The organism is Rhizobium sp. BK060, from assembly GCF_014193145.1.
In the GTDB taxonomy this organism is placed as follows: domain Bacteria; phylum Pseudomonadota; class Alphaproteobacteria; order Rhizobiales; family Rhizobiaceae; genus Rhizobium.
Map to the genome: position 1 here is coordinate 116,700 of NZ_JACHYW010000018.1, position 15,933 is coordinate 132,632.

The 15,933-nt window shown below is 61.7% G+C and carries 18 protein-coding genes; 11 read left to right on the top strand and 7 right to left on the bottom strand.

From position 1 onward, the window contains the following. Positions 1 to 22: 22 nt before the first annotated feature. The 5 genes from FHT71_RS20245 to FHT71_RS20265 all read left to right on the top strand — a co-directional run bounded on the left by FHT71_RS20245 (position 23) and on the right by FHT71_RS20265 (position 5,209). A complete protein-coding gene (locus FHT71_RS20245; protein ID WP_132592906.1) occupies positions 23 to 784 on the top strand; it encodes a sugar phosphate isomerase/epimerase in 762 nt (253 codons plus the stop codon). Positions 785 to 792: 8 nt separating this feature from the next. After that, positions 793 to 1,926, top strand: coding sequence for a Gfo/Idh/MocA family oxidoreductase (locus FHT71_RS20250; protein ID WP_007788330.1), 1,134 nt, complete (start codon positions 793 to 795; stop codon positions 1,924 to 1,926). A 67-nt stretch (positions 1,927 to 1,993) separates the two neighbouring features. Beyond that, positions 1,994 to 3,025: an L-glyceraldehyde 3-phosphate reductase gene (gene mgrA, locus FHT71_RS20255; protein WP_132592880.1), complete on the top strand. Its 1,032-nt coding sequence runs from the start codon at positions 1,994 to 1,996 to the stop codon at positions 3,023 to 3,025. Between the two features lie 99 nt (positions 3,026 to 3,124). Beyond that, entirely contained in the window at positions 3,125 to 4,738 is a 1,614-nt protein-coding gene (locus FHT71_RS20260) for a glycoside hydrolase family 43 protein (RefSeq protein WP_183721641.1), read from the top strand. A gap of 165 nt (positions 4,739 to 4,903) precedes the next feature. Continuing rightward, complete coding sequence (locus FHT71_RS20265) at positions 4,904 to 5,209, top strand: RcnB family protein (RefSeq protein ID WP_132592884.1); 306 nt, start codon at positions 4,904 to 4,906, stop codon at positions 5,207 to 5,209. A 220-nt stretch (positions 5,210 to 5,429) separates the two neighbouring features. Here FHT71_RS20265 and zigA read toward each other — a convergent pair whose 3' ends face one another. Next, complete coding sequence (gene zigA / locus FHT71_RS20270) at positions 5,430 to 6,635, bottom strand: zinc metallochaperone GTPase ZigA (protein WP_183721644.1); 1,206 nt, start codon at positions 6,633 to 6,635, stop codon at positions 5,430 to 5,432. A gap of 77 nt (positions 6,636 to 6,712) precedes the next feature. Next, a complete protein-coding gene (locus tag FHT71_RS20275) occupies positions 6,713 to 7,669 on the bottom strand; it encodes a zinc ABC transporter substrate-binding protein (RefSeq protein WP_183721647.1) in 957 nt (318 codons plus the stop codon). 101 nt (positions 7,670 to 7,770) lie between these two features. Between FHT71_RS20275 and FHT71_RS20280 the strand changes: the two genes are divergently transcribed. The 4 genes from FHT71_RS20280 to FHT71_RS20295 are packed head-to-tail and all read left to right on the top strand — an operon-like array spanning position 7,771 to position 10,210. Next, on the top strand, positions 7,771 to 8,730 hold the full coding sequence (locus FHT71_RS20280) for a metal ABC transporter ATP-binding protein (protein ID WP_165933160.1): 960 nt from the start codon (positions 7,771 to 7,773) through the stop codon (positions 8,728 to 8,730). Continuing rightward, positions 8,723 to 9,538 carry a zinc ABC transporter permease subunit ZnuB gene (gene znuB / locus FHT71_RS20285; protein WP_183721650.1) on the top strand — a complete coding sequence of 272 codons (816 nt, stop codon included), beginning with the start codon at positions 8,723 to 8,725 and terminating at the stop codon, positions 9,536 to 9,538. The genes FHT71_RS20280 and znuB overlap by 8 nt, the downstream gene beginning before the upstream one ends. After that, positions 9,535 to 9,933, top strand: a complete 399-nt coding sequence (locus tag FHT71_RS20290; RefSeq protein ID WP_007788315.1) for a Fur family transcriptional regulator — start codon at positions 9,535 to 9,537, stop codon at positions 9,931 to 9,933. The genes znuB and FHT71_RS20290 overlap by 4 nt, the downstream gene beginning before the upstream one ends. A 34-nt stretch (positions 9,934 to 9,967) precedes the next feature. Then, on the top strand, positions 9,968 to 10,210 hold the full coding sequence (locus tag FHT71_RS20295) for a hypothetical protein (protein WP_132592894.1): 243 nt from the start codon (positions 9,968 to 9,970) through the stop codon (positions 10,208 to 10,210). A gap of 78 nt (positions 10,211 to 10,288) precedes the next feature. On the opposite strand, the gene FHT71_RS20300 is transcribed toward FHT71_RS20295, so the two are convergent. Both FHT71_RS20300 and FHT71_RS20305 read right to left on the bottom strand, forming a co-directional pair. After that, positions 10,289 to 10,816 carry a gamma carbonic anhydrase family protein gene (locus FHT71_RS20300; RefSeq protein ID WP_132592896.1) on the bottom strand — a complete coding sequence of 176 codons (528 nt, stop codon included), beginning with the start codon at positions 10,814 to 10,816 and terminating at the stop codon, positions 10,289 to 10,291. Positions 10,817 to 10,828: 12 nt separating this feature from the next. Next, a complete protein-coding gene (locus tag FHT71_RS20305) occupies positions 10,829 to 11,524 on the bottom strand; it encodes a fumarylacetoacetate hydrolase family protein (RefSeq protein ID WP_132592898.1) in 696 nt (231 codons plus the stop codon). A 194-nt stretch (positions 11,525 to 11,718) separates the two neighbouring features. Here FHT71_RS20305 and dusA point away from each other — a divergent pair, with 194 nt between their 5' ends. Next, the gene (gene dusA, locus FHT71_RS20310; protein ID WP_183721662.1) at positions 11,719 to 12,717 is read left to right on the top strand and encodes a tRNA dihydrouridine(20/20a) synthase DusA; all 999 of its coding nucleotides are present in this window, start codon (positions 11,719 to 11,721) and stop codon (positions 12,715 to 12,717) included. Between the two features lie 483 nt (positions 12,718 to 13,200). Here the strand turns inward: dusA and FHT71_RS20315 are convergent, their stop codons facing one another. From FHT71_RS20315 to FHT71_RS20325, 3 genes are all read right to left on the bottom strand, one after another. Beyond that, positions 13,201 to 13,413, bottom strand: coding sequence for a cold-shock protein (locus tag FHT71_RS20315; protein ID WP_007533154.1), 213 nt, complete (start codon positions 13,411 to 13,413; stop codon positions 13,201 to 13,203). A 432-nt stretch (positions 13,414 to 13,845) separates the two neighbouring features. Continuing rightward, positions 13,846 to 14,049, bottom strand: coding sequence for a hypothetical protein (locus tag FHT71_RS20320; protein ID WP_007788307.1), 204 nt, complete (start codon positions 14,047 to 14,049; stop codon positions 13,846 to 13,848). A gap of 318 nt (positions 14,050 to 14,367) precedes the next feature. Further along, positions 14,368 to 15,495, bottom strand: a complete 1,128-nt coding sequence (locus FHT71_RS20325) for an IS630 family transposase (protein WP_183721653.1) — start codon at positions 15,493 to 15,495, stop codon at positions 14,368 to 14,370. Positions 15,496 to 15,540: 45 nt separating this feature from the next. Between FHT71_RS20325 and FHT71_RS20330 the strand changes: the two genes are divergently transcribed. Then, a complete protein-coding gene (locus tag FHT71_RS20330; protein ID WP_183721665.1) occupies positions 15,541 to 15,885 on the top strand; it encodes a MarR family winged helix-turn-helix transcriptional regulator in 345 nt (114 codons plus the stop codon). Positions 15,886 to 15,933: the final 48 nt, after the last annotated feature.

The following is a 15,933-nucleotide window of genomic DNA, read 5'->3' on the forward strand; positions in this document are numbered from 1 at the left end:
GCACGAGGCCCGAGGAGGAATGATGACGAAACTGAGTTTTCAGCTTTACAGCGCCCGTAACTTCCAGCCCTATTCTGCGATCTTCGAAAAGCTCGGCAAGGCCGGCTATCAGGAAGTCGAAGGCTTTGGCGGCATCTACGCGGATCTCGACGATGCCGGCCTGAAGAGCCTGCGTGCGGAACTCGACAAGAACGGCCTTGTCATGGCCAGCGGACATTTCAGTCCCGATTTCCTCGACGGCGAAGTCAAGAAGTCGCTGAATATTGCCAAGATCCTCGGCATGGACTCGATCTATGCTCCCCACCTGGCGGCCGATCAGCGTCCGACCGATGCTGCCGGCTGGCTGGCATTCGGCAAGCGCCTGCAGGAAATGAGCAAGCCCTACAAGGATGCGGGCTATGAGTTCGGCTGGCACAACCACGATTTTGAGTTCGCGAAGCTTGCCGACGGTTCTCTGCCGATCGAGCGCATCTTCGAAGGCGCGCCTGATATTTCCTGGGAAGCCGATATCGCCTGGGTCGTTCGTGGCGGTGCCGATCCGTTCGCCTGGATCGAAAAGCTCGGGTCTCGGATCACCTCGGCTCATGTCAAGGACATTGCGCCGGCAGGCGAGAACAAGAACGAGGATGGCTGGGCCGATGTCGGCCACGGGACGCTGCCTTGGGCAAAGCTCGTCGCAGCCCTCACGGGCACCAAGACCAAGCACTACGTCGTCGAGCACGACAACCCGGCTGATGTCGATCGCCTGATCACCCGCTCGATCGCATCCTTCAAGACATACTGAGGCACATCATGACCAAGGAACTTGGCGTCGGCATCATCGGATGCGGCAATATCTCCACCACCTACTTTTCGCTTTCGCCCCTTTTCAAGGGGCTGAAGGTTCTGGCCTGCGCCGATATCAACGTGCAGGCCGCCCAGGCCCGCGCGGAAGAATATGGCGTCAAAGCGCAGACGATCGACGAGCTTCTCGCCAATGACGAGATCGACGTCATCGTCAACCTCACCATCCCCGACGCGCATTTTCCGGTCTCGAAGGCGATCCTCGAAGCCGGCAAGCATGTCTATTCGGAAAAGCCGCTGGTTCTCACCCTCGAGCAGGGTGAAGAGCTGCGCCGCATCGCCAAGGAGAAGAACCTCTCCGTCGGTTGCGCTCCGGATACCTTCCTCGGCGGCGCGCATCAGCTTGCCCGCAAGTACATCGACGAAGGCGGCATCGGCCGCGTCACCTCGGGTGCGTGCTATGTCATGAGCCCGGGCATGGAGATGTGGCATCCAAACCCGGACTTCTTCTTCCTGCCCGGCGGCGGTCCGATCCTCGATCTCGGCCCTTACTACATCGCCAACCTGATCAACCTGATCGGTCCGGTGAAGCGCGTCGGCGCCATGACCTCCATGGCGTCCGACACCCGTACGATCACCAGCCAGCCGCGTCATGGCGAGATCATCCCGGTCAAGACGCCGACGACGATCCAGGCGATCCTCGAATTCGTCAGCGGCGCGACCGTCACGCTGACGGCGAGCTGGGACGTCTGGTCTCACCGCCATGCCAACATGGAGCTCTACGGCACCGACGGTTCGCTCTACGTCCCGGACCCGAACTTTTTCGGCGGTGTCGTCGAGGCCAGCGGCCGCGACAAGGAGATCAAGGCGCTGGACGGCTGGGAGCATCCGTTCGGGATCTTCAACCAGGAAAGCCCGCAGGGACCGCGCGCCAACTACCGCACCGCAGGTCTCGCCGACATGGCGATGGCGATCATCGAGGGCCGCGATGCGCGTTGCTCGCTCGATCGCACGCTGCACGGCGTCGACGTCATGACTTCGATCCTGAAGTCGGGCGAGGAAGGCCGCTTCATCGAGCTGACGACGACCTGCACGCAGCCGGCCGCCCTCGGCATCGAAGAGGCACAGGCGCTCTTGAAGTAAGCGTCCAAAGGACTATGGTCCGGCGCGGGCGACGAGCCCGCGCCTTTTTGCTTAAAGGATCAGAATTATGAGCTGGCAACCGGTTTCCGACCGCTATTCAAAGATGAAGTATAACCGCACGGGCCGTTCAGGCCTGAAGCTGCCGGCCGTCTCCCTCGGCCTCTGGCACAATTTCGGCGGTGACACGCCGCATGACCGCAAGATCGACATGTGCCGCACCGCCTTCGATCTCGGCATCACCCATTTCGACCTCGCCAACAACTACGGCCCGCCTCCTGGCAGAGCCGAGACCGCCTTCGGCGAAATCCTGCGCACCGAATTTTCAGGTCTGCGTGACCAACTGATCATCTCGTCCAAGGCTGGCTACGACATGTGGCCCGGTCCTTACGGCGAGTGGGGCAGCCGCAAGTACCTGATCGCCTCGTGCGACCAGAGCCTGAAGCGCATGGGCCTCGACTATGTCGATATCTTCTATTCGCACCGCTTCGATCCGAATACGCCGCTGGAAGAGACATGCGGCGCACTCGACCATATCGTGCGCTCCGGCCGCGCGCTCTATGTCGGCATCTCGTCCTATAATTCGCAGCGTACCCGTGAGGCGGCAGCGATCCTGAAGGACCTTGGCACGCCTTGCCTGATCCACCAGCCGAGCTATTCGATGCTCAACCGCTGGGTCGAGGACGACAAGCTGCTCGACACGCTCGATGACGTCGGTATGGGCTCGATCGTGTTCTCGCCGCTGGCGCAGGGCATGCTGACGACGAAGTACCTCGGCGGCATCCCTCAGGACAGCCGTGCGGCCCAGAACCACTTCCTGAAGAAGGAGTTCATCCGTCCTCAGATCATCGACAACATCCGCAAGCTCAACGAGATCGCGGAGCGCCGCGGCCAGACGCTGGCACAGATGGCGATCGCCTGGGTGCTGCGTGGCGACCGGGTGACGTCGGCGCTGATCGGCGCCAGCCGCTCGTCGCAAATCGTCGATTGTGTCAAAGCGCTCGACAATCTCGACTTCACGGCCGAGGAACTCAAGGAGATCGATGGCTACGCCCGCGAGGCCGACATCAATCTCTGGGCCAAGTCTGCGGAACGCGAATAAACCGAAGTGCCTGGAACCCACGTTCCGGGCGTTTTTTCTATTGAGTTTTGATGTACGTGCCGCAAGCTGTGTGGGTATTTCAGGGAGGAAATTTCACCAATGATCCGCAACCCGATCCTGCCGGGCTTCAACCCGGATCCATCGATCTGCCGCGTCGGGGACGACTATTACATCGCAACCTCGACCTTCGAATGGTATCCCGGCGTCCAGATCCATCATTCGCGCGATCTCGTGAACTGGACGATGGTGCGGCGGCCGCTCGAGCGTCAGTCGCAGCTCGACATGCGCGGCAATCCCGATAGTTGCGGCGTCTGGGCGCCCTGTCTGTCCTATGCCGATGGGCTGTTCTGGCTGGTTTATACCGACGTCAAGCGCTTCGACGGCAACTTCAAGGATGCGCACAACTACATCGTGACTTCGCCTGATATTGAGGGTGAATGGTCCGAGCCGGTCTACGTGAATTCTTCCGGCTTCGACCCATCACTGTTCCACGATGACGATGGCCGCAAGTGGTTCCTCAACATGCAGTGGAATCAGCGCACCGAGAGCTTCGGCGGTGCGCCGAAGTCGCCGGCGTTCGACGGTATCCTGATGCAGGAATGGGATGCGGTAACACAATCGCTGAAGGGGCCAATCAAGAACATCTTCGCCGGCAGCCCGCTTGGGCTTGTCGAAGGACCGCATCTCTTCAAGCGCAACGGCTATTACTATCTGACGACGGCCGAGGGCGGCACCGGTTACGATCATGCGGTGACAATGGCCCGTTCGCGCGCGATCGACGGTCCCTATGAGATGCACCCGAACAAGCATCTGATTACCTCGAAGGATCATCCCGAAGCCATTCTGCAGCGGGCAGGGCACGGCCAATATGTCGAAACGCCGGATGGTCAGGTCTATCACACGCATCTCTGCGGTCGGCCGATGCCGCCGAAGCGCCGCTGCACGCTCGGTCGCGAAACCTGCCTGCAGAAGTGCGTCTGGAAGGAGGATGGGTGGCTCTATCTTGAAAACGGCACGACCGTTCCAGATGTCACCGTGCCGGGACTGGCTGGCGCCGTGCCCGTCGAGAAGCCGATGCGCAGCGAATACAGCTTCGATGGCGGCAGCCTGCCTGCTGACTTTCAGTGGCTACGCACGCCGAAGCCGGAGCGCATCTTCAACCTGACCGACCGGGCAGGGCACCTCAGACTGATCGCGCGCGAAAGCATCGGCTCGTGGTTCGAGCAATCTCTCGTCGCCCGTCGCCAGGAGCACCACAGCTTTCGGGCGGAGACGGTCGTCGAGTTCGATCCCGTCACCTACCAGCAGGTTGCCGGCCTGACCCACTATTACAACAGGCACAAGTTCCATGCGATCGGCGTGACCCTGCATGAAAAGCTAGGGCGCTGCGTCACGATCTTTTCCTGTGACGGCGATTACCCACACAGCCGCCTCAGCTTCCCGGCAGGCAGCGGCGTCGCCATTCCGGCGGAGGGGCGCGTGCAGCTTTCCATGGAGATCAGGGACAACGACCTGCAGTTCTTCTGGCAGACGGAAGGCAAGGGGGCATGGCAGCCGATCGGTCCCGTGCTCGATGCGGGCGTCGTGTCAGATGAAGGCGGGCGCGGCGAGCACGGCTCGTTTACGGGCGCCTTCGCCGGGGTCTTCGCCTTCGATACGTCGGGCCGCGCAAGAACGGCAGACTTCGACTGGTTCAACTACGAAGAGCTTTGATAGAGGCACCGACATCGCCCGAAAATGCCGGGCGATGTCGCATTTCTTAATTTAGAAGATGCTTTTAAGTATGTGTTATGATTACAGAAGTTTAACTTAAGTTTCAGTTTCGGTTCATCTTTTTTGGCCTAGGTTCGGGGCGTGTTCAACACGAGGAACCTCCCAATGAAAAAGCTCACCACCCTCCTTCTTGCCGCTACCGTGATTGCCGCCCCGCTGCTGGCGACGACCGAAGCGAGCGCCCAGGATCATCGTCGGCCCGTTGTCGTGGAGCGCGACGTTCACGTTAAGAAGTACAAGTGGAGCCGCGGCCATCGCATGACGTCGGCGGAGCGCCGCCATATGCGCGACGTGCGCGATTATCATCGCTACCGCCTGTCGGCTCCGCCGCGCGGCTATCGGTGGGTGCAGGTCGATAACGACTTCCTGCTCATTGGCTCGGTCAACGGCGTGATCGCGAATATTCGCTAAGCGGCAACGCCAATATCCGGAAAGGGCGGCTTCGATGCCGCCCTTCTGATTCAATCGGGTGCTTGTTTGCGTGAGTCAAGGAGCCGCTGCACGACGGCGGCCAGCCGACTGATGGCGCCTGCTTCCGCTTCCACTGCTTGCGGCGCGGCCAATCCCTCGATCGGCGCAAGAGGCTGACATTCCTCACATCGGCAGCGATAGGCTTTGGGAGCTTGTGTCGTCACGCTCCGCGCTCTCCCCAGCTGGCAAAGGGATCCGGCAGCCCGCGCCACTTTTCCGGCGCAAAGGTCTCGTCCGCTACAAGGCAGCCGTCGAGCTGCTGCCGTATCCAGTCCTCGTCCATCGGATCGCTACCGATGAAGACGATCTCTTGCCGGCGGTCACCCCAGACGGGGTCGAGGTAGGGCGATACGGCCTTCAGGAAGCGTTCATCGTCCGGCCATCGCTCACGCGGCACCGACGCCCACCAGAGCCCCATCTTGCCCGTCCGCAGGAGTGCCCCGGCCTGGCTGACTTCACCGACATGGTGCGGGCGCGTCGCCAGCCAGAAGAAGCCTTTCGCTCTGACGACGCCGGGCCAGGCGGTGTCGAAGAAGCGCTGTAGCTTGGCAGGGTCGAAGGGCCGCCTTTCGCGATAGACAAAGGAGCGGATACCGTATTCCTCGGTCTCCGGCATATGTTCGGAGGAGCCGTGCAGCTCCTTGTACCAGAGCGGATGCGTTTCGGCGCGTTCGATGTCGAAGCGTCCCGTTCCGAGCACTTCACCGAGCTCCACTTGGCCGAAGTCGGTCTCGATCAACCTTGCGTCGGGATTGAGCCCGACGATGATCTGGCGCGCGGCCTGACACTCGGCCGGCGTCGCTGTGCCGATCTTGTTGAGGATGATCACATCGGCGAATTCGATCTGCTCTACCAGCAGATCGATGATCGTGCGATTGTCGCCATCGCCTGCGGTTTCGCCGCGATCTGCCAGAAAGTCTGCGGATGCATAGTCCGAGAGCAAGTTCGCGGCATCGACCACCGTCACCATCGTATCGAGCTTGGCGATGTCGGAGAGGCTTGCGCCATTCTCATCGCGGAACTCGAAGGTGGTCGCGACCGGCAGAGGTTCGGCAATACCGGTCGATTCGATCAGGAGATAGTCGAAGCGTCCCTGTTCCGCCAGGTGGCGGACCTCCTTCAGCAGATCGTCACGCAGTGTGCAGCAGATGCAGCCGTTCGTCATCTCCACCAGCTGTTCGTCGGTTCGCGACAGGTTGGCGCCACCGTCTCGCACGAGGGCGGCGTCGATGTTCACCTCGCTCATGTCATTGACGATCACGGCGACCCGCAGCCCCTGCCGGTTTCCAAGGATGTGGTTGAGCAGCGTGGTCTTGCCGGCGCCAAGAAAGCCCGACAACACCGTTACGGGAAGCTTCGTATCCATTCATGCCTCTGAGATGTTATACAATTACAGCTCTTGTGCTGAAAAAGGCGGACTGTGAGGTCCGCCTTCGCCGCCTCTCAGCTTTCTCGCGAGAGGCAGTCCTTCATGCTCTTGGCGATACCGCGCATGAGGTTGAAATAGAGATCTGGTCCAGCGTCGAGCGTGGCTGCCTCCGGATCGAGCACACCGGCCTTCGCCTTGGTTCCCTCGATCACGACATCGACCAATCGCGGCTGGAACTGCGGTTCGGCGAAAACGCAGGTGGCGCCGAGTTCGCCGACCTTCTTGTGGATCTCCGCAATGCGTTCCGCGCCGGGGATCGTTTCGGGGCTGACGGTGATCGAGCCGGCGACCCGCACATGATAGCGGTTCTCGAAATACTGGTAGGCATCGTGGAAGACGATGAACGGCTTGTCCCTGACCGGTGACACGATGCCGGTGATTTCCTTGTCCAGCGCGTCGAGCCTGTCGTCCAGCGTCTTGGCGTTGGCCTGGTAGGTGAGGGCGTTGGCAGGGTCGGCCGCGACGAGAGTGGTGGTGATCTCGGCTGCCATCGCCTTGGCATTTTGTGGATCGAGCCAGAGGTGGGTGTCGAAGGCCCCATGATCGTGGTCATGATCGGCGCCCGCATGGGCGGCTTCGTCATGGTCGCCGTCATCGTGCGGCTCGAAGGCACCGCCTTCCCGGAATTTAAGCTTCGTAAGGCCCGGCGCCTTGTCGAGCTCGGCGACGACGGCATCAGACCCGATCGCCTCCAGAGGCTTCTCCAGAAACGCTTCAAGTCCGGGGCCGACCCAGAACACGACCTTGGCATTCTGAAGCGCGCGCGCGTTCGACGGCTTCATGTTGTAGGTATGCGGGGAGGCGGCGCCGTCGACGATCAGCTCGGGTGTACCGACGCCCTGCATGATAGCCGATACGAGGGAGTGCACCGGTTTGATCGAGGTCACGACGACAGGCGCATCCGCCGTTCTGCCCGCCTCGGCAAACAGCATGGCGGGGACTGCGAGGGTAAGGGCCATCGCGAATTTCATCGGTGTGCTCCGCTTGAATTGCAATTGTAATGTTATTACATCAATTGCGTTATGCTATAACGTGTGCAATAGCAAGTCGCAACAGCACATTCGGAAAAATGATGTTCTCTCCCGCAAATTCCGAAGCGAAGCCATTGGTCTCGCTTTTCAATGTCGGCGTTCGAAGGAACGGCCGCTGGCTCGTGCGCGGTGTGGATTTCTCCGTCTCGCGCGGCGAGATCGTCACGCTGATCGGCCCCAACGGCTCGGGCAAATCGACGACGGTAAAGACGGCGATCGGCGTGCTGAAGCCCGACGAGGGCGAGGTGGAACGCGCCGCCGGCCTCAAGGTCGGCTATGTGCCGCAGAGGCTGGCGATCGATTGGACATTGCCGCTTACCGTTCGCCGGCTGATGACGCTGACCGGTCCGCTCTCCGAGCGTGATATGGCGGCCGCACTCGATGCGGTCGGACTGTCACATATGCTTGGTGCGGAAGTACAGCATCTTTCGGGCGGCGAGTTTCAGCGGGCCTTGATGGCGCGCGCGATCGCCCGCAAGCCCGATCTCCTCGTCCTTGACGAACCCGTCCAGGGCGTCGATTTCTCGGGCGAGATTGCGATCTACGATCTGATCCAATCAATCCGCAACACGACCGGCTGCGGCATCCTGCTGATTTCGCACGACCTGCACGTCGTCATGGCTGCGACGGACACCGTTATCTGCCTCAACGGCCATGTCTGCTGCCGCGGCACGCCGCAGGCAGTAACGCAGAGTGCCGAATATGTCCGGTTGTTCGGTAGCCGCGCGGCGCAGGCACTCGCGGTCTATAGTCATCACCACGATCACACACATCTACCGGATGGCCGGGTGCTGCATTCGGACGGTTCGGTGACCGATCACTGCCACCCCGACGACGGCCACCATCCCGACCACGATGGGCACGACCACACCCATCACGACCACGCCGGCCACGGTCACGACCATCCCCATGCCGCCGGTGATCATCATGCAGGTGATCACGGTCATGATCACAACCACGATCATGATCACAGGCAGCCTGCAGGAGAACGCCATGTTTGACGATTTCTTCGTCCGCGCGATCCTTGCCGGCGTCGGGCTGGCGCTGACGACCGGCCCGCTCGGCTGTTTCATCATCTGGCGGCGCATGGCCTATTTCGGCGATACGATCGCCCACTCGGCCTTGCTCGGCGTTGCGCTCTCGCTGCTTCTGCAGTTCAACCTGACGCTTGCCGTCTTCCTCGTCGCCGCGACGGTGTCGATCCTCTTGTTGTTCCTGCAGAAGCGTCAGGCGCTGTCTGCGGATGCGCTGCTCGGGATCCTGTCGCACGCGACGCTGGCGATCGGTCTCGTTATGGTCGCCTTCATGAGTTGGGTGCGCATCGACCTCATCGCTTTTCTGTTCGGCGACGTCCTCGCGGTCTCGAAGGCTGATATCGTCATGATCTGGGGTGGCGGCATCGTCGTGCTGGCGGCGATCGCCTGGCTCTGGCGTCCGTTGCTCGCCTCCACCGTCAATCCTGAGCTTGCCGAGGCCGAGGGGCTGCAGCCGGAGCGGGCCCGGCTTTTCTTCATGCTGCTGATGGCCGTCGTCATCGCCATCGCCATGAAGATCGTCGGCATCATGCTGATCACCTCGCTGCTGATCATCCCGGCGGCCGCAGCGCGCCGTTTCGCCTCGACGCCCGAGGTCATGGCCATCTTCGCCTCGCTGATCGGCGCCGTTGCCGTGGTCGGCGGTCTGTTCGGCTCGCTGACCTACGACACGCCCTCTGGCCCGTCGATCGTCGTCGCAGCCCTGATCCTCTTCGTCCTGAGCCTGCTGCCGAAGCGCGGGCGCGGGCAGGCCTTGGAAGGACCACGTTCATGAATGCACCTGCTTTGACCAAAAACCAGGCTCTCGTCTTCGAGGTGCTCGAAAAGGCCGACGGACCGCTCAGCGCCTACACGATCCTCGACAAGCTGCGCGACCACGGCTTTCGTGCGCCGCTGCAGGTCTATCGGGCGCTGGAGAAGCTGCTTGAATATGGTGTCGTGCACCGGCTCGAGAGCATCAACGCCTTCGTCGCCTGCGCGCATCCGGATCAGAACTGCCACAGCCACGGCATCGTCGCCTTCGCTATTTGCGAGAGCTGCGGACATGTCATGGAATTCCATGACCACGAGGTCGATCACCGCCTGATGGATTGGACGCGCCGCAAGAAGTTCAAGGCAGAGAAGACCACGATCGAGATCCGCGGTCTGTGCGAGGCTTGCGCTGCTTAAGCCACGGCGAACTTCCTGCAACCGTGTTCTCGCAATGATTGCTGCCGAAGAGCTGCTGTCCGTCGCTGCCACAACGGCAAAGAAGCAATGGACGGCCATTCGCGACGAGATGACCTACCAGCTGGGTTTCATCGCGCAGAAAACCGCCAAGGTCATGGCGCAGCTTGTGGCAAAGACGATTACCGTCAAGGCCGCAGACCTGACGCTGCATCTTCTCGAACTCGATCTCAACAGCGCGCTGGCCGAATTCGAACTCCTCATTTACGCAGCCGCGTAGAAGATTCCTGGTGCCGTCTTCGATCTCGTGGAGACGGCCGAAAAGAACGTGGCCGGCGTGGGTCTGCTATTCTGAAGGTTATAGAGGGCGCAAGTCGCGCGCGAAACGCTGCCAGTTGCCGACGTACTTCTTGGCGGAGCGGCGAAGCCCCGCTATCGCCGTTTCGTCGAGCGTGCGGACCACCCGTGCCGGAGAGCCGACGATCAAGGAATTGTCGGGAAACTCCTTGCCCTCGGTGATCAGGGCATTGGCGCCAACCAGGCAGTTGCGGCCGATTTTGGCGCCGTTGAGCACTGTGGCGCCCATGCCGATCAAGGAATTGTCACCGATCGTGCAGCCATGGACGATGGCGTGATGACCGATGGTGCAACCCTCGCCGATTGTCACGGGAAAGCCCGGATCCGTGTGCAGCATCGCGCCCTCCTGGATGTTGGTTGCCTTGCCGACGCTGATCGGCTCGTTGTCGCCGCGAAGCACCGCGCCAAACCAGATGCCGACATCCTCAGCGATCGCGACCTGGCCGACGACATGGGCGTCAGGCGCGATCCAGTAGGTGCCTGACGGCGGCAGGTCCGGCGTCAATTCGCCAAGCGCATAGACCGGCATAGCATCTCCCCCTCAGGCCACGTTGATCGACAGCGTGGCGATGCCGTCGATGCCGCAATCGACGCGATCGCCTTTCTTGACGGCGCCGACGCCCGCCGGTGTGCCGGTCATGATGACGTCGCCCGGCGCCAGGATGAAGAGCTTTGACAGTTCGGCGATGATCTCCGGCACTTTCCAGATCATCTGGTTGAGATCGCCATCCTGGACGCGCTTGCCGTTCAAATCCAGCCAGATCCGGCCCGCCGAGGGGTGGCCAAGCTTGCTTGCCGGGACGATCGGCGATACCGGTGCCGAATATTCGAAGGCCTTGGCGACTTCCCACGGACGGCCGAGCTTCTTCGCCTCGGCCTGCAGATCGCGACGCGTGAAATCGATGCCGACGGCGTAGCCGTAGACGCAGTCGAGCGCCTTGTCGGCGGCAATATTCCGGCCGCCAGCCTTTAGCGCCAGCACGCACTCGACCTCGAAATGCACGTCGCTTGACAGAGGCGGATAGGGGAAATCCTTGCCTTCAGGCAGCAGATTGTCGGCATTCTTCTGAAAGAAGAACGGTGGCTCGCGGCTCGGGTCATGCCCCATTTCGATCGCATGGTCAGCATAGTTGCGTCCGACGCAGTAGACGCGGCGCACCGGGAAGAGTTCGACCGTGCCTTTGACGGGAAGCAAGACAGGTTGCGGAAGCGGGATGACGGTCGCGGGAAGGGACATTGCGAGCTCTTGCTGTTCGTGAGTCCCGGCATCTTAGACGGAAAGCAACCAAAGGGGGAAGCGTGGTTCGTCAAAGCGACAGTCATTGTTGCCTTGCATCCTGACATTGCTGCCCTGCACGGGGAAAACTGGCGTTTCACCCGCCTTTGCGCTATGAGCGCGACATGACGACATCCAATTTCTATGCCGAGGCCTTGAAAACCGACCGGCCGATCTTCGCGGTTGCGCCGATGATCGACTGGACTGATCGCCATTGCCGCTATTTTCACCGGCAGATCAGCCGCAATGCGCTGCTCTACACGGAAATGGTCGTGGCCGATGCGATTATTCATGGGCCCCGCGAGCGGCTGCTGTCCTTCGATGCAGCCGAACATCCGGTGGCGCTGCAACTCGGCGGGTCGAATCCGGCCAAGCTTGCCGAGGCGGTCCGGATCGCCGCGCCCTACGGCTACGACGAGATCAATCTCAATGTCGGCTGCCCCTCCGATCGGGTGCAGTCTGGCACGTTCGGCGCCTGCCTGATGCTGACGCCGGAGATCGTGGCGGCCTGCGTCAGCGCGATGAAGGCGGTGGCTGACGTGCCGGTCACCGTCAAATGCCGGATCGGCGTCGACGAGCAGGATCCGAAAACGGCGCTGCCCGATCTTCTAGACCGGGTGCTCGATGCGGGTGCCGATGCGATCTGGATCCACGCCCGCAAGGCCTGGCTGAAGGGCCTGTCGCCGAAGGAGAACCGCGAGATTCCGCCGCTCGACTACGAGATCGTCTACCACATGAAAGAGGCGCGGCCGGATGTCTTCATCGGCGTCAATGGCGGCATCCAGACGCTGGACGAGGCGGTCGATCATCTGAACCACGTCAACGGCATCATGCTTGGCCGCGCAGCCTACCAGAACGCCGCCATTCTTTCCGATGTCGATGATCGCTTTTATGGCGCTACCACCGACCCAGCCGACTGGGGCGAGATCCGCGACCGGATGATGGCCTATGCCGAGCGCCATATCGCCAACGGCGGGCGGCTGCAGCAGGTGGCGCGGCACATGGTCGGGCTGTTTACCGGGCTGCCCGGCGCGCGGCGCTACCGGCAGATCCTGTCGACCGATGCGGTCAAGGCAGGGGCGGGGCCCGAGGTGATCGCAGCCGCCTTTGCGGCGGTGGATTTCGAAGGCGCACGGGAAGCGGTCGGCGCGTAGCTCGAGCCTGCACGATGCGCCGGTGTCCGGCGAGCGGCAGGCGGCGAAGCTGTGCCTTGGCTGCTGAGCCAGACTCTGTCCGAGATGGCATTCCCACGCCAGTTAAGGAAAAACAGGCGACACGCCCTTGCGCGGAAGAAGCCTCTTCGCCGCTTGTGTGCACACGCTCCCCTCTCATCTCCAGCGGCTTGGTCCGCACCTGATTCCCCGGTGTTCGGGAATGAAGCGCGGATCTTCGGAGCGAGTATCGCACCGTTGTCGGGAGCGGGGATGTTTGCGTCTGCGACAGCATGTCCGTGGAAGGCCAACGGGAGCTGACCGGAGACGGGTGCAACTGCGGCCGTGGCGTCCAGGTGGGCAGGAGGCATCCGCAAGTGGCACGCCACCTTGCGAGCGTCCTTTGGGTCCGGCCGCCATCCCAGCAAACGAAAACGGCGCCCCTTGCGGAGCGCCGTTCCATCCTGCCGAAACAGGAAACTTGGATTAGTTGGCCGAGATGTTGACGGCCTTCGGGCCCTTGCCCATGCGATCCGGCTCGGTGTCGAAGGTGACCTGCTGGCCTTCGCGTAGCGACTGGATGCCAGAAGCCTGCAGCGCGGAGATGTGGACGAAAACGTCCTTTGCGCCGCCTTCCGGCGTGATGAAACCAAAACCCTTGTCCTGGTTGAAGAATTTTACGGTGCCCTTGGTGGCCATTGGGATAGTCCTTTTCCCTTAGTCTGTCTGGTATCCATCCCCCCGAGAGGAAATGGACGGCTTTAGCTTTCGCGCGCTCTCATCGAAAAATCAACGCACGAAGGGTCAGTCGAGTAGTTCACGAACGGGGAAAGAACGTCTACGCACGCAGGTGTCCCCCACGCTGCCTTCCTGCCGGAAGGCGTTACCACATCAGTCCAGTCACCGGCATGCAAATGCCCGAGAGCCGCATTTGGTGACAGCATTCGAAGCAAAAGGCAAGCGGCAATATTGTGGCATGCGATTCTACGTACCGGGAATGGCCAAAGATTCAGACACTTGACGAATGGTAACCATGCACCGCCGCGGCTGTCCCATTTCCGGAAACTGTGCTGGAACGGCACCGCCGCGGCGCCTTCCCTTCCTCGGGCGTACCTGCAAGGAGGTGCAATCCTAACGGGCAGCCGCGCCGCCGAGCTTGTGCTGCACGAAATCGGCGCTGCCGCGGACATGCGACACCACCGGCTTGCCGCCGGCATCGGCGACGGCATAGGCGATGATGGTGACATCTTCCTCGAAGGCGGAGACGTAGAGGACCTGCGCGGGATTGACATAGATCGCGTTGTTGTGGGTGTTCTTGAAGCCTACGAATGCCATGCATGTCTCCTTTCGCATTGCCGGGGCAGATATGCCATGCAGGGGTTGACGCAAGTTTAATGGGATGCGGCGCGGCTGGCATGGCGGCCGGACAGCGGACATCTCTAAAGGCACGACGATTCCGGCCATGACAAAGGGCTCACTCCGATTCTTTTTTGATTATGGCGCCCGCGGCTGCTTGTGGGCGGACCGCTTGATGCCACCGTTTATGACCTTCAAGGGCACATTGCAGTGCCTCCCCGAATTTCCTTATTTCGCAAGGTTCACTCGTTCATCAGTCGTCTCGACCAAGAACATGCTAGTACCACTGCACAGAGGTTATGACTCTTTGGCGGTTGGGTTTGGATAGGCTTTGGCGAGTTTGACGCGGGCTTGCTCGGTAGAGAACATCCAATTGATGCGAGCGCCGCTTGCGTTGCGTCGGCGTTCCCAGGCTTCGACCTCGGCAACGAGGCGGCTGCGGCTTTCGATGCGGCGGTCGAGGCATTGGCCGCGCAGGACGCCGATTTCGATCTCGACCATGTTGAGCCAACTGGCGTGCTTGGGGGTGTAGTGCAATTCCAGCCTTCTCAGGATGCGGCGCGCCTCTTCGGCCGGCAGGGCCTGGTAGAGCGCGGCGGGTGTGTGGGTCGACAGATTGTCGAGCACCACGCGGATGCAGTCGGCCTCGGGATAATGGACATCGACGAGATCGCGCATGCAGTGGGCGAAGTCGTCGGCCGTGCGCCGCTCGGTGACCTTCACCTTGCGCCAGGAGCGATGGGCGTCGAGGAAGACGAACAGGTTGGCGGTGCCATTGCGCTTGTACTCGTAGTCGTAGCGTTCCGGCCTTCCAGGTTCGGCCGGGGGGATTGGCTGGCGCACCTCGCCGACGAGCTGGGTCGGGCTTTCGTCGAAGCAGACCACCGGCCGCGCCGGGTCGGAGGCTTCGGCATAGAGGTCGAGCACATCCTCCATGCGCGCGACATACTCGGCGTCGATCTTGGGAATGCACCACATGTCCTTGCGCCATGGCTTGAGATCGTTCTCGGCCAGGCGCCGGCGCACCGTTTCGCGCGACACCTGCTCATGCGCGGTCAGCTTGACGAACTCATTGGCCAAGAGTTCCAGCGTCCAGCGGGCGCAGCCCGGCGGCGGGCTGGAGCAGGCGGTGGCCACCAGCAGAGCTTCCTCCTTGCCGGTCAGCTTGCGCTCCGCGCCCGGGCGCGGCTCCTCGCTAAGCGCCGCCTCCAGGCCGATCTCCACGAAGCGACGCTTGGTGCGGTAGACGGTGGAGCCGCCGACCGTCACCGTCGCGGCGATGGCCGCGTCGCTCAGGCCCGCGTCGGCGGCGAGCAGGATCTGCGCCCGCTTGAGCTTTCGCGCCGGATGCTTGCCGCCGCGCAGCAACGCCGTGAGTGCGTCGCGTTCGGGTTGGTCGAGATCGACGCGATAGCGTACATTCATCCGGAAAGCCTCCTTCGGTTGCGGAGGTTCCGGATGAATCGAAAAATGAATCAATTACTTGACGGGAAGACGCCAGCAGCACCCGGTTTCACCGAAAAGCAGGGCCAGTACCTCGCCTTCATCTGGGCCTACAGCCAGATCAACGGACGCGCGCCCGCCGAACGCGACCTGCAACGCTATTTCGGAGTCACCCCACCCTCCGTCCACCAGATGGTGCGCACCCTCGAGCACGCCGGCTTGATCCGAAGGCAGCCCGGAGTCGCCCGAAGCATCGAACTGCTCGTCGACCACAACAGCCTGCCCACGCTGCAACCCAACCAACACGTCAAATCCTCTGTGCAGGGGTGTTGGATAAGACTTAGCCATTTTTTCGCGCGCTTGGTCGACTGAGAACATCCATCGGATTTGGGCACCGCTATCGGTCCGACGACGCTCCCA